Origin of the sequence: Kitasatospora sp. NPDC096147, from assembly GCF_044763225.1 — a bacterium.
Taxonomy (GTDB): domain Bacteria; phylum Actinomycetota; class Actinomycetes; order Streptomycetales; family Streptomycetaceae; genus Kitasatospora.
On the sequence record NZ_JBIWFX010000006.1, the window covers coordinates 268,033 to 288,878 of the forward strand.

The 20,846-nt window shown below is 73.7% G+C and carries 18 protein-coding genes; 9 read left to right on the forward strand and 9 right to left on the reverse strand.

Annotated features, from left to right (window positions below; genetic code table 11):
- Window positions 1-35 precede the first annotated feature (35 nt).
- The 3 genes from ACIRBX_RS21455 to ACIRBX_RS21465 all read right to left on the reverse strand — a co-directional run bounded on the left by ACIRBX_RS21455 (window position 36) and on the right by ACIRBX_RS21465 (window position 5,489).
- Entirely contained in the window at window positions 36-2,318 is a 2,283-nt protein-coding gene (locus ACIRBX_RS21455) for an FdhF/YdeP family oxidoreductase (protein ID WP_402298646.1), read from the reverse strand.
- 316 nt (window positions 2,319-2,634) lie between these two features.
- The gene (locus ACIRBX_RS21460; RefSeq protein WP_402298647.1) at window positions 2,635-4,515 is read right to left on the reverse strand and encodes an FAD/NAD(P)-binding protein; all 1,881 of its coding nucleotides are present in this window, start codon (window positions 4,513-4,515) and stop codon (window positions 2,635-2,637) included.
- Window positions 4,512-5,489 (reverse strand): amino acid ABC transporter permease, encoded by a 978-nt coding sequence (locus ACIRBX_RS21465; protein WP_402298648.1) that lies wholly within the window; start codon window positions 5,487-5,489, stop codon window positions 4,512-4,514. Before ACIRBX_RS21465 ends, ACIRBX_RS21460 begins: the two co-directional genes overlap by 4 nt.
- A gap of 301 nt (window positions 5,490-5,790) precedes the next feature.
- Between ACIRBX_RS21465 and ACIRBX_RS21470 the strand changes: the two genes are divergently transcribed.
- From ACIRBX_RS21470 to ACIRBX_RS21500, 7 genes are all read left to right on the forward strand, one after another.
- Window positions 5,791-6,927, forward strand: coding sequence for an LLM class flavin-dependent oxidoreductase (locus ACIRBX_RS21470; RefSeq protein ID WP_402298649.1), 1,137 nt, complete (start codon window positions 5,791-5,793; stop codon window positions 6,925-6,927).
- Window positions 6,924-7,505, forward strand: coding sequence for a GNAT family N-acetyltransferase (locus ACIRBX_RS21475; RefSeq protein WP_402298650.1), 582 nt, complete (start codon window positions 6,924-6,926; stop codon window positions 7,503-7,505). Before ACIRBX_RS21470 ends, ACIRBX_RS21475 begins: the two co-directional genes overlap by 4 nt.
- Window positions 7,502-8,437 carry an ABC transporter substrate-binding protein gene (locus ACIRBX_RS21480; protein ID WP_402298651.1) on the forward strand — a complete coding sequence of 312 codons (936 nt, stop codon included), beginning with the start codon at window positions 7,502-7,504 and terminating at the stop codon, window positions 8,435-8,437. Before ACIRBX_RS21475 ends, ACIRBX_RS21480 begins: the two co-directional genes overlap by 4 nt.
- A 2-nt stretch (window positions 8,438-8,439) precedes the next feature.
- The gene (locus ACIRBX_RS21485; RefSeq protein WP_402298652.1) at window positions 8,440-9,387 is read left to right on the forward strand and encodes an amino acid ABC transporter permease; all 948 of its coding nucleotides are present in this window, start codon (window positions 8,440-8,442) and stop codon (window positions 9,385-9,387) included.
- Window positions 9,384-10,151, forward strand: coding sequence for an amino acid ABC transporter ATP-binding protein (locus ACIRBX_RS21490; protein ID WP_402298653.1), 768 nt, complete (start codon window positions 9,384-9,386; stop codon window positions 10,149-10,151). Before ACIRBX_RS21485 ends, ACIRBX_RS21490 begins: the two co-directional genes overlap by 4 nt.
- A 25-nt stretch (window positions 10,152-10,176) precedes the next feature.
- Entirely contained in the window at window positions 10,177-11,142 is a 966-nt protein-coding gene (locus ACIRBX_RS21495) for an ABC transporter substrate-binding protein (RefSeq protein ID WP_402298654.1), read from the forward strand.
- Between the two features lie 72 nt (window positions 11,143-11,214).
- Window positions 11,215-12,390, forward strand: coding sequence for a serine/threonine-protein kinase (locus tag ACIRBX_RS21500; protein WP_402298655.1), 1,176 nt, complete (start codon window positions 11,215-11,217; stop codon window positions 12,388-12,390).
- Here the strand turns inward: ACIRBX_RS21500 and ACIRBX_RS21505 are convergent.
- The 5 genes from ACIRBX_RS21505 to ACIRBX_RS21525 are packed head-to-tail and all read right to left on the reverse strand — an operon-like array spanning window position 12,314 to window position 17,468.
- A complete protein-coding gene (locus tag ACIRBX_RS21505) occupies window positions 12,314-13,312 on the reverse strand; it encodes an STM4011 family radical SAM protein (RefSeq protein ID WP_402298656.1) in 999 nt (332 codons plus the stop codon). The genes ACIRBX_RS21500 and ACIRBX_RS21505 overlap by 77 nt on opposite strands.
- Window positions 13,309-14,607 (reverse strand): STM4012 family radical SAM protein, encoded by a 1,299-nt coding sequence (locus ACIRBX_RS21510; RefSeq protein ID WP_402298657.1) that lies wholly within the window; start codon window positions 14,605-14,607, stop codon window positions 13,309-13,311. Before ACIRBX_RS21510 ends, ACIRBX_RS21505 begins: the two co-directional genes overlap by 4 nt.
- Window positions 14,604-15,416 carry an STM4013/SEN3800 family hydrolase gene (locus ACIRBX_RS21515; protein ID WP_402298798.1) on the reverse strand — a complete coding sequence of 271 codons (813 nt, stop codon included), beginning with the start codon at window positions 15,414-15,416 and terminating at the stop codon, window positions 14,604-14,606. The genes ACIRBX_RS21510 and ACIRBX_RS21515 overlap by 4 nt, the downstream gene beginning before the upstream one ends.
- Before the next feature lie 32 nt (window positions 15,417-15,448).
- Window positions 15,449-16,531 (reverse strand): STM4014 family protein, encoded by a 1,083-nt coding sequence (locus ACIRBX_RS21520; RefSeq protein WP_402298658.1) that lies wholly within the window; start codon window positions 16,529-16,531, stop codon window positions 15,449-15,451.
- Between the two features lie 4 nt (window positions 16,532-16,535).
- Window positions 16,536-17,468, reverse strand: coding sequence for an STM4015 family protein (locus ACIRBX_RS21525; protein WP_402298659.1), 933 nt, complete (start codon window positions 17,466-17,468; stop codon window positions 16,536-16,538).
- A 223-nt stretch (window positions 17,469-17,691) separates the two neighbouring features.
- Here ACIRBX_RS21525 and ACIRBX_RS21530 point away from each other — a divergent pair, with 223 nt between their 5' ends.
- Window positions 17,692-18,543, forward strand: a complete 852-nt coding sequence (locus tag ACIRBX_RS21530; RefSeq protein WP_402298660.1) for a fumarylacetoacetate hydrolase family protein — start codon at window positions 17,692-17,694, stop codon at window positions 18,541-18,543.
- A 623-nt stretch (window positions 18,544-19,166) separates the two neighbouring features.
- Here the strand turns inward: ACIRBX_RS21530 and ACIRBX_RS21535 are convergent.
- On the reverse strand, window positions 19,167-19,922 hold the full coding sequence (locus ACIRBX_RS21535; RefSeq protein WP_402298661.1) for a TetR/AcrR family transcriptional regulator: 756 nt from the start codon (window positions 19,920-19,922) through the stop codon (window positions 19,167-19,169).
- Window positions 19,923-20,128: 206 nt separating this feature from the next.
- Between ACIRBX_RS21535 and ACIRBX_RS21540 the strand changes: the two genes are divergently transcribed.
- On the forward strand, window positions 20,129-20,845 hold the full coding sequence (locus tag ACIRBX_RS21540) for a rhomboid-like protein (RefSeq protein WP_402298662.1): 717 nt from the start codon (window positions 20,129-20,131) through the stop codon (window positions 20,843-20,845).
- Window position 20,846 lies beyond the last annotated feature (1 nt).

Genomic DNA, 20,846 nt, shown 5'->3' on the forward strand with positions numbered 1-20,846 from the left:
GGGCCCGGAGCCCGGACCGCTCGGCGCCCGTCGGCTCAGAGTCCGCTGTCCGGCTCGAAGCGGATCACCACGGCCTTGGAGGTCGGCGTGTTGCTGATCTCGGCGGTGGAGTCCAGCGGCACCAGCACGTTGGTCTCCGGGTAGTACGCCGCCGCACCGCCCCGGGCCACCGGGTAGTGCACCACCTGGAAGTGCGGGGCTCGCCGCTCGGAGCCGTCCCGCCACTCGCTCACCAGGTCGGTGTACGCGCCCTCGGCCAGGCCCAGCTCGGCCGCGTCCGCCGGGTTCACCAGGACCACCCGGCGGCCGCCGGAGATCCCCCGGTAGCGGTCGTCCAGGCCGTAGATCGTGGTGTTGTACTGGTCGTGCGAGCGCAGGGTCTGGAGCAGCAGCCGGCCCTCGGGGACCTCGGGGGCGGTCAGCGGGTTGACCGTGAAGTTGGCCTTGCCGGTGTGGGTGGGGAAGGTGCGGCTGTCCCGGGGGCCGTGCGGCAGGGCGAAGCCGCCGGGGCGGCGGACCTTGGCGTTGTAGTCGTCGAAGCCGGGGACGACCCGGGAGATCCGGTCCCGGACGGTGTCGTAGTCCTCGGCGAAGTCCTCCCAGGGCAGCTCGTCCCCGTCGCCGAACACCGCCCGGGCCAGCCGGGCGACGATGGCCGGCTCCGAGAGCAGGGTGTCGGACGGCGGGCGCAGGCCGCCGCGCGAGGAGTGCACCATGCCCATCGAGTCCTCGACGCTGACGAACTGGGCACCGGCCGTCGTCCAGTCCCGGTCGGTGCGGCCCAGGGTGGGCAGGATCAGGGCCCGGGAGCCGGTCACCACGTGCGAGCGGTTGAGCTTGGTGGAGACGTGCACGGTGAGCGCGCAGCGGCGCATCGCGGCCTCGGTGACCTCGGTGTCGGGGGTGGCCGCGACGAAGTTGCCGCCCATCGCGAAGAAGACCTTCACCTTCCCGTCCCGCATGCCCCGGATGGTGTCCACCGAGTCCAGGCCGTGCTCGCGCGGCGGGGCGAAGCCGAACTCCTTCTCCAGCGCGTCCAGGAAGGCCGGGGCGGGGCGCTCGAAGATGCCCATGGTGCGGTCGCCCTGCACGTTGCTGTGCCCGCGCACCGGGCAGACGCCGGCCCCGGGGCGGCCGACGTTGCCGCGCAGCAGCAGGTAGTTGACGACCTCTCGGATGGTCGGCACCGCGTGCCGGTGCTGGGTCAGGCCCATCGCCCAGCAGACGATCACCTTCCGGGAGGACAGCGTCAGCTCGGCCAGCTGCTCGATCTGCTCCCAGGGCAGCCCGGTGGCGGCCAGCACCTCCTCCCGGGTGGTCGCGGCGGCCTCGGCGGCGAACTCCTCGAAGCCGTGGCAGTGCTCCTCGACGAAGGCGCGGTCCACGCCGTCCGGGGCGGCCAGGAGCAGCTGGTTCAGCGCCCGGAAGAGTGCCAGGTCGCCACCGAGCCGGATCTGCAGGAAGAGGTCGGTCAGCTTGGTGCCGCTGCCCGCCAGGCCGCGCGCGTTCTGCGGGTTCTTGAACCGCTCCAGGCCCGCCTCGGGCAGCGGGTTGACGCTGACGATCTTCGCGCCGGCCCGCTTGGCCCGCTCCAGGGCGGAGAGCATCCGGGGGTGGTTGGTGCCCGGGTTCTGCCCGGCCACGATGATCAGGTCGGCCTGGTACAGGTCCTTCAGGCTGACGCTGCCCTTGCCGACCCCGAGGGTCTCCACCAAGGCCGAGCCGGAGGACTCGTGGCACATGTTGGAGCAGTCGGGCAGGTTGTTGGTGCCGAGCCGGCGGGCGAACAGCTGGTAGAGGAAGGCGGCCTCGTTGCTGGTCCGGCCGGAGGTGTAGAACGCGGCCTCGTCCGGGGAGGCGAGCTGCTCCAACTCCTCGGCGACGATGGCGAAGGCGCGCTCCCAGGAGACCGGGGTGTAGTGGGTGGCACCGGCCTCCAGCAGCATCGGCTCGGTCAGCCGGCCCTGTTGGCCGAGCCAGTAGCCGGAGCGCTCGGCCAGCTCGGTGACGGAGTGCCCGGCGAAGAACGCGGCGGTGATCCGGCGTTCGGTGGCCTCCTCGGCCACCGCCTTCGCGCCGTTCTCGCAGAACTCGGCGGTGTGGGTCTTGCCGGGCTCGGGCCAGGCGCAGCCGGGACAGTCGAAGCCGTCGGGCTGGTTCACCTTGGTGAGGGTGGCCAGGACGCGGCGGGGGCTCATCTGCTCGGCCGCCATCCGCAGGCTGTGGCCGACCGCGGGCAGACCGGCGGCGGCGTGCTGGGGAGCGGTGATCTCCGCCCGGTCCTGCGCGGGGTCGACCTGCGGCGGCTGCTTCGCCATGACGTCCTACTTCCTCGTACGGACCAGTGCTTCCATCGTAGGTGGGGGCATCGGCACGGGGTGAGGCCAGGGGCGCGACGGTCGCAGGGGGACGGAGGGGGACGGAGGGGCACTGCCCGGGGGCGCGGCGAACGTGCGACGCCCGGCCCGGCAGGCGCTCAGGGGCGCGGGGAACCGCGCGCGTCGGAAGGCGGCTCACCGGCAACCGGCTCACCGTCAGCCAGTTGCACGTGCTGCCGTCCCCCCGCGCGCAGTTCCCCGCGCCCCTGGCGCGCTGCCACGGAACGTCGCGTGCGGAGGTGCTGCCTCGCTCGGGTCAGAGCCGCACCCCCAGGTCGGCTGCCCTTAGGGCGGTCAGCAGGCCCCGCACGACCGCGTCGTTCTGGCGGAAGCCCGGGGCGTTGGTGCGGGGCCGGGCGAAGGCGGTGTGGGTGCGGGAGGTGGTGTAGGGGCCGAGGGCGGTGCGGCGCGGGTGCGGTGCGCCGTCGGGGGAGAGGACCCGGCCGTCGGCCGGGTCGACCAGCAGCAGGCCGGTGGCGGGTTGGGCGAGGGCGGCTCCGGTGTCGAAGAGGGCGCGCAGGACCGGGTCGGTGGAGCGTTCCAGGGTGTGTTCGGGGAGGTAGCACTCGACCAGGGCGGTGCCGTGCACCAGGTGGCCGGGCACCTGGGGGCTGGCGGCGGTGAAGGTGCCGCGCCGCTCGTCGGTGCCGATCCGCAGCTCGCCGCCGAGGAAGCGGACCACCCCGGCCTCGGCCAGCGCGATCAGCTCCCGCAGCCGGAAGCCGGGCGGGCCGGAGGCCAGGAAGCTGAAGAAGCCGAACCACCAGCCGTCCAGCTCCTCGGCCACCGAACGGTCCGTCAGCTTCCCGGCCGCGCCCAGCCGGGGCAGCTGGCCGAAGAGCGAGAGCAGGGCCAGGAAGGCGCCGAGGTCGGCGCTGTGCGCCGGGTCGGCCCGGCGGTCGGCGTCCGCCTCGACGTACCCCAGCAGGTGGGCCTGGAACTCCTCGGGGGTGAACTCCCGCCCGGCCAGCGGCCGGTCCAGCCGCTCGAAGTCCAGCCGGTCGGCCGGGTCCGGCACGGCCTTCGCCACCAGCTCCGTCAACTCCTCGTCGTACCAGCCCAGTCGGTCGTACCCGGCGAGGAACTCCGGCCACCCCAGGGCCACCCGCCCGGGGTGGGCGTGGAACAGCTCGTGGTAGTGCCCGAAGCCGATCTCCTTGGCCATCAGGGGCCAGACGTCCCGGCGGAGTTCGAGCTCCCCGGGGAGGGCGAGCAGGCCGTCCACCGCCACCTGGTCGAAGTACCGGGGGAGCGGGGCGGGCGGGCCCTGGAGCCGGTAGCCGGTCTTGGAGTGGTACGGCACGCCCCGGCGCGAGCCGACGTGCAGCACCGGCTCGGCGCCGGACGGCAGGTAGCGCAGCCGGCCGTCCGGGCCCTCCTCGTACCGGCCGCCCCGGCCCTCGGTGAGCAGTACCAGCAGGTCGACGAAGGCCAGGCCGAAGCCCCGGACCAGGACCTGCTCGCCGGGGGCCAGGCCGCTGAGGTCGGCGTCGGCGGTGAAGGCGGGCGGTAGGTGGCGCAGGCCGTGGCGCTCGGCGAAGGCGGCGAAGCGGTCGTGCCGGGCGTCGGGTGCGGCGGCCAGGTGGCCGAGGGTGAGCACCACCTGGTCGGCGGTCAGCACCCGGTCGGAGAGCTCGACCAGCTGCGGGCCGTCGGCCGGGCCGCTGACGGAGAGCACGGTGTCCCGGTGCACGGTGACGGTGACCTGCGGCGGCAGCTCGGCCAGCGCCCGGCGGAACACCCAGTCCAGGTAGGCGCTCTGGGCCCGCCGGGTGGGGAAGTCGGTCGGGGCCAGGGTGCGCAGCTCGGCCGCCACGGCCGCCGAGCCCACCGGGGCGTACGGGGCGAACTCCTCCGGCCGGGCGGCCCATTCGGCCAGCGAGGGGCCGGGGCGGACCGGGCCGTCGATCACCGAGCGCTCGTCGGTGAACATCGTGACGTCCTCGGCCATCGAGTTCATCCGCAGCAGCGCGGACTGCTCGTGCCGCCAGATCCGGCCGGGTCCGGCCGGGTGCGGGTCGATCAGGTGGATCTCCAACGGGTGGTCCGCGGGCAGGAGTTCGGTTGCGTTGGCGGCGATCCGCTCCAGCAGGCCGGTGGCCCGGGGGCCGGCTCCGACGATCACCAGGGTGCTCATGCCCGGGCCCCCGTCCCGGCCGAGGTCCCGGCCGAGGTGCCGGCCGACGAGGCGCGGGCGGCCAGCGCCCGGAGCCGCTGCCAGGGAGTGGGTGGCAGCCCGCCCCGGGTGGAGCCGCGCGCGTAGTACCGCTCCAGGTAGTACTGGCCGATCGAGAGCACGCTGGTCACCGCGACGTACCAGAGGGTGGCGACCAGCAGCAGCGGGATCACCTGGTAGGTCTGGTTGTAGATCAACTGGGCCGAGTAGAGCAGGTCCTGGACCGCCAGGACGGAGACGATGCTGGTGCCCTTGAGGGTGCCGATCAGCATGTTGCCCGCCGTCGGCACGATCGAGCGCATGGCCTGCGGGACGACGATCCGGCGCAGCACTCGGGTCCGGCGCAGGCCGAGCGCCTGGGCGGCCTCCAACTGGCCGTGGTCGACCGAGAGGATGCCGCCGCGCACCACCTCGGCGGCGTAGGCGGCCTCGTGCAGGGTCAGGCCGATCACGGCGGTCAGGGTCGGGCCGAACAGGTTCACCGTCTTCACGGTGAACAGCTCCGGGCCGAACGGGATGCCCAGGCCGAGCGTCGGGTAGAGCGCGCCGATGTTGAACCAGAACAGCAGCTGGACCAGCAGCGGGGTGGACCGGAAGATCCAGACGAAGCCCCAACTCAGGCTCCGCAGGAGTGGGTTGTCGGTCAGCCGGAGCACCGCCAGCAGGGTGCCGAGGGCGAAGCCGAGCACCATCACGGCGGCGGTCAGCCAGAGCGTGAGCAGCAGGCCCCGGACGATCGCGGTGGTGGAGAAGTACTGCGCCACCACGTCCCACTGGAAGGCGGGGTTGCGCAGCACCGAGTTCAGCACCAGGGCGAGCACCAGCAGGGCGAGGGCCGAGGCGGCCCAGCGGCCCGGGCGGCGCCGGGGCACGATCGGCGGGTCGTCGGGCAGCGGGGTGGCGGTATCGGGCGGAGGGGAGAGGACAACGGCCATGGGGCGGCTCCGGATCGGCGGGCCACCGCGCCCGGGCGCGCCCCTCAACGCGGCCGGTTCCCGATCGTAGGCAGCCGACCCGCGCCGCTGTCAAGGCCGCCCCGGGCGGCCCGACGTTGCCTGCTGTGACCCGACTGATAACAGAACATGAAGGAATCCCAGGGCAGTTGACGCCCCGTGAGGCCCGCTGTTCCACTCGAATCACCGGAGCCGCCCGGAGCGGCCCGAAGCCTCCACCTCCCGCCGCCGCGCGCACCCCCTCCCCTCGCACCGCCATGTCCGCACGTCCGAAAGGCCCGCCATGCCCGTCGAGTTCCTCGGTATCGCCGCCACCAACGACGGCTCGGAGACCACCTCCCGCAGCGGCGGCGCCTTCGACCGCGACTACACCCTGCGGCTGGCCCGGGCCCACGAGGACCACGGCTGGGACCGGGTGCTGTTCGCCTACGGCTCCGGCTCGCCGGACCCGGCCCCGGCGGCGGCGTACATCGCCTCGAAGCTGGACACCCTGCAGATCCTGCTGGCGCACCGGCCGAACGTGTCCTACCCGACCTACGCCGCCAAGACCTTCGCCACCCTGGACCGGATCAGCGACGGCCGGCTGACGGTGCACTTCATCACCGGCGGCTCCACCCAGGACCAGCAGCGCGAGGGCGACTACGTCACCAAGGACCAGCGGTACGACCGCACCCGGGAGTACATCGCCCTGGTGAAGAAGATCTGGACCACCACCGAGCGCTTCGACCACCACGGCGAGTACTACCGCTTCGAGGACTTCGTCGCCGACGTCTTCCCGGTGCAGCAGCCGCGCCCGCAGGTCTCGTTCGGCGGCTCCTCGGATGCCGCCTACGCGGCCGGCGGGGCCGAGGCGGACATCTACTGCCTCTGGGGCGAGCCGCTGGCCCGGACCGCCGAGCAGATCGAGCGGGTGAAGCAGGCGGCCAAGGAGGCCGGGCGCACCGACACCCCGAGGATCCAGGTCGCGTTCCGCCCGATCATCGCGCCGACCGAGGAGCTGGCCTGGGAGAAGGCGCACCGCACGGTGGACCGGATCCGGGCCAGGGCCGGGGAGGGCAGCCTGGTGGCCCGCCCCAAGGGCGCCGGCGGCGAGTGGGCCCCGGAGAACGCCGGCTCCCAGCGGCTGCTGGAGATCGCGGCCGGCGGCGAGCGCTACGACCGCGCGCTGTGGACCCCGACCGCCGCCGCGACCGGCGGCGCGGGCAACTCCAACGCTCTGGTCGGCACCCCGGAGACGGTCGCCCAGGCGCTGCTGGACTACTACGACCTGGGCGTGGACATCCTGTCCGCCCGGGGCTACGACCTGCTCGGCGACGCGATCGACTTCGGCCGCCACGTGATCCCGATCGTCCGCGAGGAGGTCGCCAAGCGCGACGCGGCCAAGGCGGCGCGGGCCGCCGCCGAGCCCGTGACGGTGTGACCGGCCTGCTGGAGGTCCGCCGGGTCCGCCTGGACGACCCGCTGACCGAACCGCTGGTGCGCGAGCTCACCCACGAGTACGTCACCCGCTACGGCCCGTCGGGCGCGGACGAGATGACCCGCTTCCCGGCCGCCGAGTTCGCCCCGCCGGACGGCACCCTGCTGCTCCTGCTGACGGACGGGCAGCCGCTGGCCGGCGGTGCCTACCGCCGGCACGGGCCCGGCACCGCCGAGGTCAAGCGGATGTGGACGCACTCGGCGCACCGCCGCCGGGGCCTGGCCCGCCGGGTGCTGGCCGAGCTGGAGGCCGAGGCGGCCCGCACCGGCTACCGGCGGATGTACCTGACCACCGGCCCTCGCCAGCCCGAGGCCGCCGCGCTCTACCTGGCGTCCGGCTGGACCCCGCTGTTCGACCCCGCGGCCGTGCCCACGGCCGGCCCGCTCCCGTTCGAGAAGCACCTGCCCGCGCCGGACCACCTGCCCGCCCCCGACCACCCGCTCGCCCCCGACCACCCGCTCGCACTCGACCACTCGCCCGCATCGGACCACCACCTGCCCGGAAAGGCCCACACCCCGTGAGACGCACCGCCGCCCTGACCGTCGCCGCCCTGCTGCCGCTGGCGCTGGCCACCGCCTGCGGCTCCGGCCCGGCCAACACGCCTTCGGCGGCAGGGAGTTCGGCCCTAGCGGCGGCGGCCCAGGACGTGGTCTCGGCGGTCCCCAAGTCGGACGCGGTGGCGGCCCTGCTGCCCGAGGAGGTCCGCAAGGCCGGCACGCTCCGGCTGGGCGGCTCCTCCGGCACCCCGCCGAGCGCGTTCTACCCGGACCCGGCGGTGAAGAAGGCGGCCGGCCTCGACGTGGACTTCACCGACGCGGTGGCCAAGGTGCTGGGCATCCGGATCGAGCGCGAGGAGGCGGCCTTCGAGACCATCCTGCCCGCCCTCGACAGCGGCAAGTACGACCTGGGCACCGGCAACTTCGGGGTCACCACCGCCCGGCTGAAGACCATCGACTTCGTCACCTACATCAACGATGGCCAGGGCTTCGCGGTGAAGAAGGACGACACCGCCCGGCAGCCGGTCAAGGAGATCGCCGACCTCTGCGGCCTGACCATCGGCACCGGGGTCGGCACCACCTTCGAGACCACCCTGAACGCCAAGAAGAACGTCTGCACCGACGCCGGGAAGAAGGCGTACGAGGTGCGCGCCTACTCCGACTCGGGCGCCACCCTGACCAGCCTCCAGCAGGGCAAGGTCGACCTGGTGATGTCCACCATCAACGGGCTGCGCCACCAGGCGGCCAACCCGGCCTCCGGCACCCGCTTCCTCAGCGAGTTCCGCCGCCTCGACGTCGGCTTCGCCTTCAAGAAGGGCTCCCCGCTCACCCCGGCCTTCCAGGGCGCGGTCAACCAGCTGATCCAGGACGGCACCTACGCCAAGATCCTGGCCAAGTGGGGCACCACCGAGTCGGCCGTGCCGAAGTCCGAGATCAGCCCGCCCGAGAGGCCGTGACCATGACCGCGACCGTCACCGAGCGGCCTGCCGCGGCCGAGGACGACCTGTCCGCCCTGCCGGTGGTGCCGGCCCGGCACCCCTGGCGGGTGGCCGCCGGGGTGGTGGCCCTGGTGCTGGTGGCCCAGTTCCTGCACGGGCTGGTCACCAACCCGGGCTGGGACTGGCCCACCTTCCGGTCCTTCGTCACCGCCGAGACCATCCTGCGGTCCGTCGGGGTGACCCTCCAACTCACGCTCTACGGCACGGTGCTGGGCTTCGCGCTGGGCGCGGTGGTGGCGCTGCTGCGGCTCTCCCCGAGCCGCATCCTGCAGACCATCGCCTGGGCCTACGTCTGGGCCTTCCGGTCCATTCCGCTGATCGTCCAGCTGGTCTTCTGGTTCAACCTCTCGTACCTGTACCAGGAGTTCGGCGTCGGCATCCCGTTCGGCCCGACCTTCGCCAGCTTCCGGACCATGGACCTGCTCGGCGCGCTCGGCGCCGCCGTGCTCGGCCTGGCGCTCCACCAGGCCGCCTACGCCGCCGAGATCATCCGGGCCGGGGTGATCTCGGTGGAGGCGGGGCAGCTGGAGGCGGCTGCCGCGCTGGGCATCCCGAGGCTGCGCCAGCTGCGCCGGATCGTCCTGCCGCAGGCCATGCGGGCCATCCTGCCGAACGCCGGCAACGAGGTGATCTCGCTCTTCAAGGGCTCCTCGATCGTCTACGTGATGGCGATCGGCGAACTCTTCTACCAGGTGCAGGTGGTCTACGGCCGGACCGGCCGGGTGGTGCCGCTGCTGATGGTGGCCACCGTCTGGTACGTGGTGCTGACCACCCTGCTGTCGATCGGCCAGTACTACCTGGAACGCCACTACGCCCGGGGCGCCGACCGCACCCCGCCGCCCACCCCGTGGCAGCGGCTGCGCTCGAAGCTCCGTCAGATCCCCGTCGCCGCAGGAGGCCGGACATGACCAGTACCGCGATGGTGGACGTCCGGGGCGTCCGCAAGTCCTTCGGCCGGCTGGAGGTGCTGCGCGGCGTCGACCTCCAGGTGGCGGCCGGCTCGGTGACGGTGGTGCTGGGGCCGTCCGGCTCCGGCAAGTCCACCCTGCTGCGGGCCATCAACCACCTGGAGAAGCTCGACCGCGGCCACGTCACCATCGACGGCGAGCTGATCGGCTACCGGCGCTCGGGCGGCAAGCTGTACGAGCTGAAGGAGCGTGAGGTGCTGCGCCAGCGCACCCACATCGGCTTCGTCTTCCAGAACTTCAACCTCTTCCCGCACCTCACCGTGCTGGAGAACGTCACCGAGGCCCCGGTCGGCGCGCTCGGCCGCCCCAAGGCGCAGGCCCGCGAGCAGGCGCTCGCCCTGCTGACCCGGGTCGGTCTGGCCGACAAGGCGGACGCCTACCCGCGCCAGCTCTCCGGCGGCCAGCAGCAGCGGGTGGCGATCGCCCGGGCGCTGGCCCTGGACCCCAAGGTGCTGCTCTTCGACGAGCCCACCTCGGCGCTCGACCCCGAGCTGGTCGGCGAGGTGCTCGACGTGATCAAGGACCTGGCCGCCACCGGCACCACGATGATCGTCGTCACCCACGAGATCGGCTTCGCCCGCGAGGTCGCCGACACGGTGGTCTTCATGGACGGCGGCGTGGTGGTCGAACAGGGCCCGCCCGCCGAGGTGCTGGACCGTCCGCAGCACACCAGAACCCGCAGTTTCCTCGCCAAGGTCCTCTGACCTCCCGATCCTGGAGCACAGACACATGCCCGCGCCCCGCCGCTCGCTGCTCGCCCTGCCCGCCGTCGCCCTGCTGCTCGCCGCCTGCGGCGGCCCCGCTCCGGCGGAGACCAAGGGCAACACCGCACCGGACGGCACCAAGGTCAATCTGACGGCCGACCAGAAGCGCGTCACCACCGCCAAGGTGGACGCCATCGCGGCCCTGGTGCCGGAGGAGATCCGCAAGCGCGGCACGCTCAAGGTGGTCGACTCGCTGGGCACCGTCCCGCCGCTGGACTTCTACGCGGACGACAACAAGACCATCATCGGCGTGGAGCCGGACATCGCCTCGCTGCTCGCCGACGTGCTGGGCCTCAAGGTCGAGTTCAACCCGGTCTCCTGGGAGAACATCTTCGTCGGCCTGGACTCCGGCAAGTACGACGTGGGCCTGTCCAACATCACGGTGACCGAGGCCCGCAAGGAGAAGTACGACTTCGCCACCTACCGGCTCGACATCCTCGGCTTCGAGGCCAAGAAGGGCTCCGGCTGGAAGGTGGCCGGCCCCAAGGACGTGGCGGGCAGGACCATCTCGGTCGCCTCCGGCACCAACCAGGAGAAGCTGCTGGTCGCCTGGAACGAGGAGAACGTCAAGGCGGGCCTGAAGCCCGTCGACATCAAGTACTTCCAGAACTCCTCGGACTACTACCTGGCGCTCTCCTCCGGCCGGATCGACGCCCACCTCGGCCCCAACCCGGTGGCCGCCTTCCACGGCGCCCAGACCGGCGAGACCGAGATCGTCGGCACCTACTCGGGCGCCGGCGCCCAGGTGCTCGGCAAGATCGGTGCCACCACCAAGAAGGACAACGGGCTGGTGAACGCGCTGCACCAGGCGCTGGACACCGTGATCAAGAACGGCACCTACGGCCAGGTGCTCAAGCGCTGGGGTCTGGAGAACGAGGCGGTGCAGTCCTCCGAGCTCAACCCGCCCGGCCTGCCGAAGACCAACCAGTAGCCGGGAGTTCGCCCACCCGTCGCCCTCGTGTGGTGGACTCGCCTCCACACGAGGGCGACGGGGGAGCAGAGGATGCAGGCCGGGGACGTACTGGACGGCAAGTACCGCCTGGTGGCCGAGCTGGGCCGGGGCGGCTTCGGGGTGGTCTGGCGGGCCGAGGACACCCGGCTGGGCCGGGAGATCGCGATCAAGGTGATCTCCGAGGCGGCCTACCGGAGCCCGGCCGACCTGGAGCGGTTCACCGACGAGGCCCGCGCGGTCGCCTCGCTGAACCACCCGTACATCGTCACCCTGCACGACATCGGGGAGAGCGAGGGGCTCAGCTACCTGGTGATGGAGCTGGTCCGGGGCCGCCCGCTGTCCGCGCTCGCCCGTCAGGTGAAGCTCGAACTCCCGCAGGTGCTGGGCTGGTTGGGCCAGGTCTGCGAGGCGCTGGCGGCGGCCCACCGGGCCGGGGTGGTGCACCGCGACATCAAGCCCGAGAACATCATGATCGCCGACTCCGGCACCGCCAAGGTGTTGGACTTCGGCATCGCCCGGCTGGCCGGCCGGCCCGGCGGCGGCCTGACCACCGTCGGCACGGTGATCGGCAGCCCGCCCTACATGGCCCCCGAGCGCTGGCGCGGCGATCCGGTGGACGGCCGCACCGACCTCTACTCGGTCGGCTGCCTGCTCTACGAACTCTGCGTGGGCACACCGCCGTTCGGGATCGAGGAGGTCTTCGTGCTGATGCACCGGCACGTCGCCGACCCGCCGCCCAGACCGCGCGAGCGGGTGCCCGGACTGCCGGCCGAGCTGGAGGAGCTGATCCTCGACCTGCTCGCCAAGGACCCGGAGCAGCGGCCGGCGGACGGGCTGACGGTGGCCCGGCGGCTGGCCGCCGTCCCGCTGACCACCCCGGCCGAGCTGCGCCGCCGGGCGGACGAGAGCTGGGCGGTGGCCACCGCCGGGGCCCCGGGTGAGGCGGCCCGCCGGCTCTGGGCGCTGGTCGGCGAGTTCGCCCGGGTCTGCGGTCCGGACGACCCGCGCACCCTGCGGGCCTGCCACGACCTGGCGCTCTGCTTCGCCGCCGACGGCCGGCCGGCCGCCGCGGCCGGTCTGCTGGCCGACGTGCTGGCCACCGGGGTCACCGGCCTGGTGGCCGAGGACGCCGCCCGCGACCTGGCCCGGTTCACCGCCCGGCTGACGCCCGGGGTGGGGTCGGTGGCCGGTCAACTCGCCCTGCTGGTGGGCCGGCCGGCCGGCTGAGCGGCGGGCCGGTCGGCGCGCCGAGCCGTCCGGGGACGCGCTCCAGCACCCCGGCGCCGAACACCTCGTAGAGCGGCAGCGTCTCCAGGTGGACGTACCCGATGTGGCAGTCGCAGACCGGCAGCGGGCAGGGCCGCTCGGCCAGCGCGGCCCGGTAGGAGCCGTCGTACAGGTTGCCCAGCGGGGCCCGGACGAAGTGGCAGCGCTGCACTGAGCCGTCGCCGAGGACCGAGACCACCGAGGAGCCGGTCCGGCAGGGCCGGCCCTCGCTGGGGTGCGGATCGCGGCTGTAGCCGAACAGCGGGTCGAGCTCCTGCCAGCGGGCCGCCTCGGCGTCGGTGTAGCGCAGGCCATCGGCCGCGTTCACCCAGAGGTAGACCCCGTCGGCCAGCGCCGCCCGCAACTCCCGCGCAGGTAGCAGGTGTTCGGGCTGCCCGACGATCCCGACGCTGTACCGGACGCCGAGCGCGTCCAACTCCCGGCACTTGGCCAGGAAGCGGCTCGGGGTGACCTGCCCCGGGTGGTACGTCACCCAGAGGGCGAGGGTGTCGAGGTCGGCCTCGGCCAGCCAGCCGGTGCGGCAGCTCAGGTTGGTCTGGATGGCCACCCGCCGGACGTTCGGCAGCCGGCTGAGCTCCACCATGGCCCGGCGGTACCAGGAGCGCACCAGCCCCTCGCCCCACGGGGTGAAGAGCACCGACAGGCCGGGCTGGGTCGGGGCCCAGGCGAGGAAGCGCTCCAGCGCGGCCCGGTCGGCCCGCAGCGTCCCGGGGCTGTCCCGCCGCTTGGCGAACGGGCAGTACGGGCAGTCGTAGTCGCAGGAGGACAGCGGACCCCGGTAGAGGACCGTCAACTCCTGTGGTGCGGGCGCCGGTTGCCCGGGAGGGCCGGCCGGGCCGGGCAGGCCGAGGAAGGTGGTCATCGCAGCTCGTACTCCGCCATCGCGGCCGCCACGGCGGGGGAGAACAGCGCGGGGCCGACCGCGTCCGAGTACGCCAGCCCCTCGGCGGTCAGCGCCAGTCGGCCGCCGGCCTCCACCAGCCAGCCGCGCTCGGCGAAGCCGGCCAGCTCGGCCGGGAAGTCCTCCCCCGGGGAGGAGCCGAACCGCCGCCGGTAGCCGTCGAGTTCGAGCCCCTCGGCCTGGAGCAGGGACTGCAGCAGGTGGCGGCGGCGGGCTTCGTCGCCGGTCACCGCCCGGCCGACCTCGGCGTGCCCGAAGTCCTCGGTGGCCACGTAGGCGTCGATGATGCTCCGTACCTCCTTCGGGTCCACCGCGTAGTCGAAGGAGTAGTGCAGCCGAGAAGTGTAGGAGCGGGCGCCGCAGCCCAGCCCGACCATGCCGTCGGTCTGGCAGCTGTACTCGCCCGCCACCTCGGCGGGCGCGTCGGCCCGGCGGAACATCCGCATCGAGACCTGCCGGTACCCCTGGGCCAGCAGGTGGTCCCGCCCGGCCCGGTAGAGGTCCAGCCGCTGCCGGTCCCAGTCGGCCGGGGTCTCCCGGCGGGCCAGGCCGGTCAACGGCCGGACGTAGAGCGGGTAGAGGTAGAGCTCCTCCGGCCGCCAGGCCAGCGCGGCGTCCAGCGAGCGCAGCCAGCCGGCCTCGGTCTGGCCGTCGATGCCGTAGATCAGGTCGACGTTCAGCACCGGAATGCCGGCCGCCCGGATCCGCCCGAGCGCCGCCTCCACCTCGGCCCGCTTCTGCGGGCGGACGGCCGCCCTGGCCTCCTGGTCGTCGAAGGACTGCACCCCCAGGCTGAGCCGGGTGGTGCCGCGCTCGGCCAGCACCGCCAGCCGGTCGGCGGTGGCGGTGGCCGGGGAGGCCTCCACCGAGAGCGGCACGGCCCGCAGGTCGACGCCGGTGTGGCGCTCCGTCAGGTCGCAGAGCCGCTCCAGCTCGGCTGCCGTCAGGTAGGTCGGGGTGCCGCCGCCGAAGGCCGCCAGGGCGAAGTGCGCACCCTCGTCCAGGGCGGACCGGACCGCCACCGCCTGCCGCTCCAGGGCGTCCAGGTAGGCGGTGGTCAGGCCGTCGGGGCTGCCGATCCGGGTGAAGAGGTTGCAGAAGCCGCAGCGCACCTCGCAGAACGGCACGTGCACGTAGAGCGAGAGCGCCCGCTGCGGCTCGCCCGCCCAGAGCCCGGCGAGGTCCGGACGCGGGTCGAGCGGGCGGTAGGCGGTCTTGTGCGGGTAGGCGTAGACGTAGGACTGATAGGGCCTCATGGGCGGTGCTCCTCCAGGAAGAAGTGGGCGTACGGCACCGTCCAGACCACCTCGTGGCCGATCCGGTGTCCGGTGTACCCGTCCTCGCCGTAGGCGGTGCCGTGGTCCGAGCAGACGATCGCGAAGCACGGCCGGCGGGCGGTCATCGCGGCGAACAGCCGGCCCAGGTGGGCGTCCACGTACTCCAGCGCGGCGGCGTGGCTGGCCCGGGTGTCGCCGTCGGCCCGGGTGGCACCGGGCAGGTGGAACCAGTTGGGCTGGTGCAGCGCGGAGACGTTCAGCAGCAGGAACAGCGGCTGCTCCGGCGGCTGTTCGGCCGCCACCCGCTCGGCGCGGGCCACCTGGGCCTCGAAGGAGGTGGGGGAGGGCACGCCGAACTCCGGCTCCCAGTGGCTCTCCTGGAACATCCCGGGCAGCACCGAGCCGAGCGGGCCCTGCTTGTTGAAGAAGCCCACCCCGCCGATGCAGACCGTCCGGTACCCGGCCCCCGCCAGCGCGGTGGGCAGGTCGGGGGCGTCGAACACCCAGGTGCGGTCGGCGGTGGTCTCGGAGCCGCCGAACCGGGCGGCGAACAGCCGCGGGTGCGGGCCGTCCGGCGAGGCCGGGGTGGGCAGGAAGCCGGCCAGGATCGCCTGGTGGGAGGCGTAGGTGAAGCTGCCGGGGGAGTGCCTCCGCTCCCAACGGCCGCCCGGGAGCACCTGGGTGAGGTTGGGCAGCCGGCCGGCGGCGGCCAGCTCCTCGGCCACGTCGAAGCGCAGGGTGTCCAGGGTGACCAGCAGCAGGTCGTGGCTGCCCACCACCGCGTTCATGTCGGGCGGGGCGTCGGTGCCCGGGGTGTCGTTCACGTGGTTCCTTCGAGCAGCGCCGCCAGTTGGGCGCCGTAGGTGTCCAGGCCCGGGGCGGGGCCCTCGGGCAGTCCGGGAAGGTTCGGCAGCAGGTCGCCGAAGGCGTTCACCTCGCCGACGTACCAGCGCCGCCAGCCGGCGGCCGGCAGCACGTCCACGCCCACCATCGGCAGGCCGGGGAAGCCGGCCGCGACCCGCTCTCCCAGCTCCGGCAGCTCCGCCCAGCGCGGCCCGGCGGCGGCCCGCAGCTCCGTCAGGTCGCCCCGGCTGCCGCCGAGGTGGAGGTTGGTCAGCGGCCCGGCGGCGGTCCTGGCCACCACGTGGGTGACCCGGCCCCGCACCACGACCACCCGCAGGTCGGCCGAGCGCCCGCCGAGCGCGGCCTTGGGCACCCAGCGCTCGACGTGCAGGGCGTCCGGGGCCAGCCGGTCCACGATCGCGGCGATCTCCGCCTCCTCGGTGTAGCGGCGGACCCGGAGCGAGTTGTGCAGCCCGTCGGGGGCGAGCTCGACCGAGGTGGTGGCCTGCACCCGGCCGCGCGGGCCGAACTCCAGGGCCAGTACCCCGGCCGCCGAGGAGCCGTGCGCGGGCTTCACGAACACCCGCCGCATCCCGGCCGCCGCCAGCCGCCCGCGCAGCCCGTCCCACCCCTCGACCGGGCCGCCGCCGAGCGCGCGGGGCACCGGGACGCCGCGCGCGGCCAGCAGCGCGTGGGTGGCCCGCTTGTCGCAGGCGGTGGCGATCCCGGCCGGATCGGCGAGCAGCCGGGCCCCGGGAGCCCGGCCGACCGCGCCGGCCAGCAGCCCCAGGCCGCGCAGCAGCCCGGCGTACCAGGCCGCCCCGCCCTCCACCCGGGTCGGCGCGTACCCGGGGCCGCGCAGCAGCGCGTCCACCTCCGGGTCCTCGCCGGGGGAGTCCACCCGCACCACCGCCCCCTCGGGGACCCGGGCTTCGCCGCGCAGCACCTCCCGCCAGGGCAGCAGCACCGGTGCGGGCAGCCCGGCCGCCCGCACCGCCGCCGCGAACAGCTCCACCCGGCGGTGCCCCGGGTGGCCGACCACCGCGTGACGGATCGTCATCCGGTCATTCGCCGTTCGCCACGTACCGCCACTTGTCCTCCGGGTCCCCGGCCTCCGAGAGGTCCAGCTCGACCCCGGGCAGCGCGGCGCGCAGGCGCTGCTGCATCTCCTCGGTGAGGAAGTGGTGGCGCAGGTCGAGCCGGCTGAGGTGGGTGAGCCCGAGCAGCGCCTCGGCGCCCCGGTCGCTCAGCGTGCCCAGGGCCAGGCTGAGCCCGTCGAGCCGGGCGGCCAGCGGGGCGGCGGCCACCAGCTCGGCGATCCGGTCCTGGCGCTGGTCGTTCTCCAGGCCCAGGTGGCGCAGGGCGGGGAAGAGCGCGCCGCTCAGCAGCGGGGCGAGGTCCTCGTCGGTGGTGGAGGCCCCGTAGTCGGAGGTGCCGAGCCAGAGCTCCAGCCGCTCCAGTGCGGGCAGTTCGGAGGCCAGCACGGCCCGCACCACCTCGCCCGGCAGGCCGCCGGACTCGAACCGCAGGGCCCGCAGCCGCTCGTGCCGCACCGGGCTCAGGCCCAGCCCGCCGTTGCCGTCCCAGTCCTCGGCGGCCCCCCGGACCACCAGCTCCTCCAACGAGGGGAAGGCCGTCAGCAGCGGGGTGACGTCGTCCATCTGGAGCCAGGAGATCTCGCACTCCTCGAAGGTCACCTCCCCGAGGAAGATCGCCCGCAGCTGGGGGAAGCGCGCCGCGTCGGCGGTCAGCGCGGTGACCACCGGGGTCACCAGCTCGTACTCGTCCTCCCACCACGGCCCGACCACCAGCGCCCGCACCCGGGTGGTGTCCACCGCCCCGGTGAACCGCGCCCAGACGGCCGCGAAGTCCTCGCCGCCCTCGTACTCGACCTGGACCCGCCAGGCCACCGACTCCGGCTCGGGCAGGCCCTCGGTGCCGGTGAACTCGTGGATCGGGAGCCCGTGGAACTCCTCGACATGCTTGCTGATCGCCATGGGGACCTGTCTACCAGTCGGCTCCGACGGCGTACCGGTGGCCCGCTGTCAAGCGTGCTGGGCACTGATTCCGGCCGTCGGTGGCTTGGATGAATTGATAGGAACTCGCCCATTGGACACCTCTGGATCGCAGGCACGGCCCGTTGATATACCTCGGATGCATACGACGGGAGAGGTGTGCGGCCTCCTCCATGGCTTGCGACGAACCAGGTGGTGATGGGCAGTGAAGCTCCTCCGAGTCGGCCCCCAGGGCGCCGAGCGCCCCGTGGTGCTCGGTCAGGGCGGCACCGCGTACGACCTCTCCGGGCTGACCGGTGACATCGACGGGGCCTTCCTGGCCTCACTCGACCCGGCCGAGCTGGCCCGGGCCGTCGCGGCCGGCGAACTGCCGGTCACCGAGGTCGACGGCGAGCGGACGGGCGCCCCGGTCGCCCGGCCGGGCAAGGTGGTCGGGATCGGCCTCAACTACCGCGACCACGCGGCCGAGGCGGGCGCGGCGATACCGGCCGAGCCGGTGGTCTTCCTCAAGCCGTCCAACACGGTGGTCGGGCCCCACGACGAGGTCCTGGTGCCGCGCGGCAGCACCAAGACCGACTACGAGGTCGAGCTGGCCGTGGTGATCGGCCGCACCGCGCGCTACCTGGACGACCACGAGGCCGCCGCCGCCGTGATCGCCGGGTACGCGGCGGTCAACGACGTGACCGAGCGGGCCTTCCAGTTCGACCGGGGCGGCCAGTGGGACAAGGGCAAGTCCGCCGAGACCTTCACCCCGCTCGGGCCCTGGCTGGTCACCCCGGACGAGGTCGGCGACCCGCAGTCCCTGGGCCTGCGGCTCTGGGTCAACGGCGAGCTCCGGCAGGACGGCTCCACCGCCGAGATGATCTTCCCGGTGCTCGAACTGGTCCGCTACCTCAGCCACTTCATGGTCCTGGAGCCCGGCGACGTGATCGTCACCGGCACCCCGGCCGGCGTCACCCTGGGCCGCCCCGGCACCCCCTTCCTCCAGCCCGCCGACGTGGTGGAGCTGGAGGTCGACCGCCTCGGCCGCCAGCGCCAGGTCCTCGGCAAGGCGTAACCGCCTCCGGCGGGGCTTCCCGGCGACGCGAGGTCCAGGTCGGGGCTCGCCGACAGTGCGAGGTCCAGGTGCGCTGGCCCAGGGGCATGATGTCCAGTTGCGCTAACCCAAGGGCGCTAGGTCCGGTTGCGCTGACCCAGGAGCGCGAGGTCCAGTTGCAGCGACCCAGGGGCGCGAGGAACTGCGCGAATCGGAAGGCGGCTCACCGGCAACTGACCTGCCGTCAGCCAGTTGCCGGTGCTGCCGCGCCCCTGGGCCCGCGCCCTGCCGGGGGTTGCGGGGTCCGGCTTCAGTGAGCTTGCGACGCGAGGTCGCGTTGCGTTGACCCAGGGGCGCGAGGTCCAGGTGCGCTAACCCAAGGGCGCTAGGTTCAGTTGCAGCGACCCAGGGGCGCGAGGAACTGCGCGAATCGGAAGGCGGCTCACCGGCAACTGACCCGCCGTCAGCCAGTTGCCGGTGCTGCCTTGCCACCCCGCGCAGTTCCTCGCGCCCCTGGGTCGCTGCAACCCGACGTCGCGCGAGAGCTGCTGCCCATGGGACGTCGCGAGAGAGGTGCTGTCCATTGGGCGTCGCGTGGTAGCTGCTGCCCATGGGACGTCGCGCGAGGGCTGCTGCGCCCCGGCTCAGCTGCCCAGGCGGCGGAGCAGGGCGACCGCCCGGGGGTCCAGCTCCAGGAGGGCGGCCAGCACGCCTGCGGTCTGCGGGTCGTGCGCGGCGGTGGCGGCGGTCATCACCACGAACTGGTCGATCAGCCAGTCCCGCAGCGCGGTCGGCTCGATCTGCCCGCCCTCGTCCAGCCAGCTCAGTGCGGAGGCCTCGACCACCGAGATCCAGGAGCGGACCAGCAGGGTGAGCCGGGGCCCGGCCTCGCCACGGACCCCGAGGTGACGGACCGTCCGCCGCAGCGCGACCCGCCGCACCTCGTCGACGATCGCCCCGGTCCGGGCCGTCTCGACCACCGAACCGCCGCGCAGCAGCGCCCCGTAGCCGGTGTGGTGCTCGGCCACGAAGGCGAAGTAGCTGTCCAGTACCGAGGCGAGCTGCTCGGTCGGCGTCCCGTCCGGCGGCACGGTGAACCGGCCGGCCAGCTCCTCCGCCGCGCTGCGCAGTGCGGCCTCGTAGAGCTGCTGCTTGCCGGCGAAGTAGCGGTAGACCAGCGGGCGGGAGGCGCCGGCCGCCTCGGCCACGTCGTCCAGGCTGACCTCCTCCGGCGGGCGGGAGGCGAACAGCTCCAGCGCCACCGCGATCAGCTGCTCGCGGCGCTGCTGCACCGGGAGCCGGCGGTAACCGGGCCGCCGGGCCGCGCCGGGCGCGTCCGGGGCGGCGGGCTCCGCTGCCGGGGTCGGCCGCTCCGCCGAAGTGGGGGTCGTCGCAGTCATGGCGGCCAGGGTAGCCGCCCGGCCGGGCTCGGCCCTCCCCCGTTCTGCCCCGGTTCCGGCGGGTCCGTCCGGCGAACGGGACATAACGGACCATCATGTGACCGTCAGCCGCTCGTCGGCCATGCGTCGGCCATGCGTCGGCCGCGAGTCGGCCGCCCGCCGGCGGCCCGTCGTCGGCTCGCCGGCCGCACCAGCAGGGAGTCGGGTTGCAGGACAGCGCACAGGACCCACCCGCACGCCGGGGCACTGCCACCCGCGCCTCCTGGGCCTCCCGCGCCGTCCGGGCGGTCGGACGGTACGTCAGGGCCGCCCCGGGGACGTACTGCTGGCTGCTGCTGCTCGCCTGCACCAGCTTCGTGGTGGCCCGGATGGATCCGGCCAACCTGGACTGGTTCCTGGGCAAGCGGTCCACCAACATCGAGCAGCTGCGCAGCCACCCGGTGCATGCCCTGCTGGCCAGCGCGATCTGGACCGAGTCGGCGTCCTTCCCGTTCTACTTCGTGCTCTACAACCTCTTCCACGTCCCCGCCGAGCGCTGGCTCGGCACCCTGCGCTGGCTGACCGTCGCCCTCACCGCGCACGTGCTGGCCACCTTCGTCAGCGAGGGCATCGTGGCCTGGGGCGTGGACGCCGGACGGCTGCCGGAGAACATGTCCACCACCGTCGACGTGGGGGTCTCCTACGCGCTGGCCGGGGTCGAGGGGGTGCTGACCTACCGCTTCGCCGGCCGCTGGCGCTGGGTCTACGGCGGTGCGCTGCTGTTCTTCTACCTGCTGCCGCTGATCACCTCGCACACCTTCACCGACCTCGGCCACTTCTGCTCGGTGCTGATCGGCCTGAGCTTCTACCGGTTCGCCCGGGGCCGCCCGGTCTGGGACCCGGTGGCCGCGGCCCGCGCGCTGCGGCACCGGACGGCCCGTTGAC

Bases quoted from the DNA above. Each gene is read 5' to 3' on its own strand.
- ACIRBX_RS21460 (WP_402298647.1), bottom strand. From the start codon at position 4,515: ATGAGCACCCTGGTGATCGTCGGAGCCGGCCCCCGGGCCACCGGCCTG.
- ACIRBX_RS21500 (WP_402298655.1), top strand. From the start codon at position 11,215: ATGCAGGCCGGGGACGTACTGGACGGCAAGTACCGCCTGGTGGCCGAG.
- ACIRBX_RS21535 (WP_402298661.1), bottom strand. From the start codon at position 19,922: ATGACTGCGACGACCCCCACTTCGGCGGAGCGGCCGACCCCGGCAGCG.
- ACIRBX_RS21525 (WP_402298659.1), bottom strand. From the start codon at position 17,468: ATGGCGATCAGCAAGCATGTCGAGGAGTTCCACGGGCTCCCGATCCAC.
- ACIRBX_RS21455 (WP_402298646.1), bottom strand. From the start codon at position 2,318: ATGGCGAAGCAGCCGCCGCAGGTCGACCCCGCGCAGGACCGGGCGGAG.
- ACIRBX_RS21470 (WP_402298649.1), top strand. From the start codon at position 5,791: ATGCCCGTCGAGTTCCTCGGTATCGCCGCCACCAACGACGGCTCGGAG.
- ACIRBX_RS21465 (WP_402298648.1), bottom strand. From the start codon at position 5,489: ATGGCCGTTGTCCTCTCCCCTCCGCCCGATACCGCCACCCCGCTGCCC.
- ACIRBX_RS21520 (WP_402298658.1), bottom strand. From the start codon at position 16,531: ATGACGATCCGTCACGCGGTGGTCGGCCACCCGGGGCACCGCCGGGTG.
- ACIRBX_RS21490 (WP_402298653.1), top strand. From the start codon at position 9,384: ATGACCAGTACCGCGATGGTGGACGTCCGGGGCGTCCGCAAGTCCTTC.
- ACIRBX_RS21495 (WP_402298654.1), top strand. From the start codon at position 10,177: ATGCCCGCGCCCCGCCGCTCGCTGCTCGCCCTGCCCGCCGTCGCCCTG.
- ACIRBX_RS21505 (WP_402298656.1), bottom strand. From the start codon at position 13,312: ATGACCACCTTCCTCGGCCTGCCCGGCCCGGCCGGCCCTCCCGGGCAA.
- ACIRBX_RS21510 (WP_402298657.1), bottom strand. From the start codon at position 14,607: ATGAGGCCCTATCAGTCCTACGTCTACGCCTACCCGCACAAGACCGCC.
- ACIRBX_RS21515 (WP_402298798.1), bottom strand. From the start codon at position 15,416: ATGAACGCGGTGGTGGGCAGCCACGACCTGCTGCTGGTCACCCTGGAC.
- ACIRBX_RS21485 (WP_402298652.1), top strand. From the start codon at position 8,440: ATGACCGCGACCGTCACCGAGCGGCCTGCCGCGGCCGAGGACGACCTG.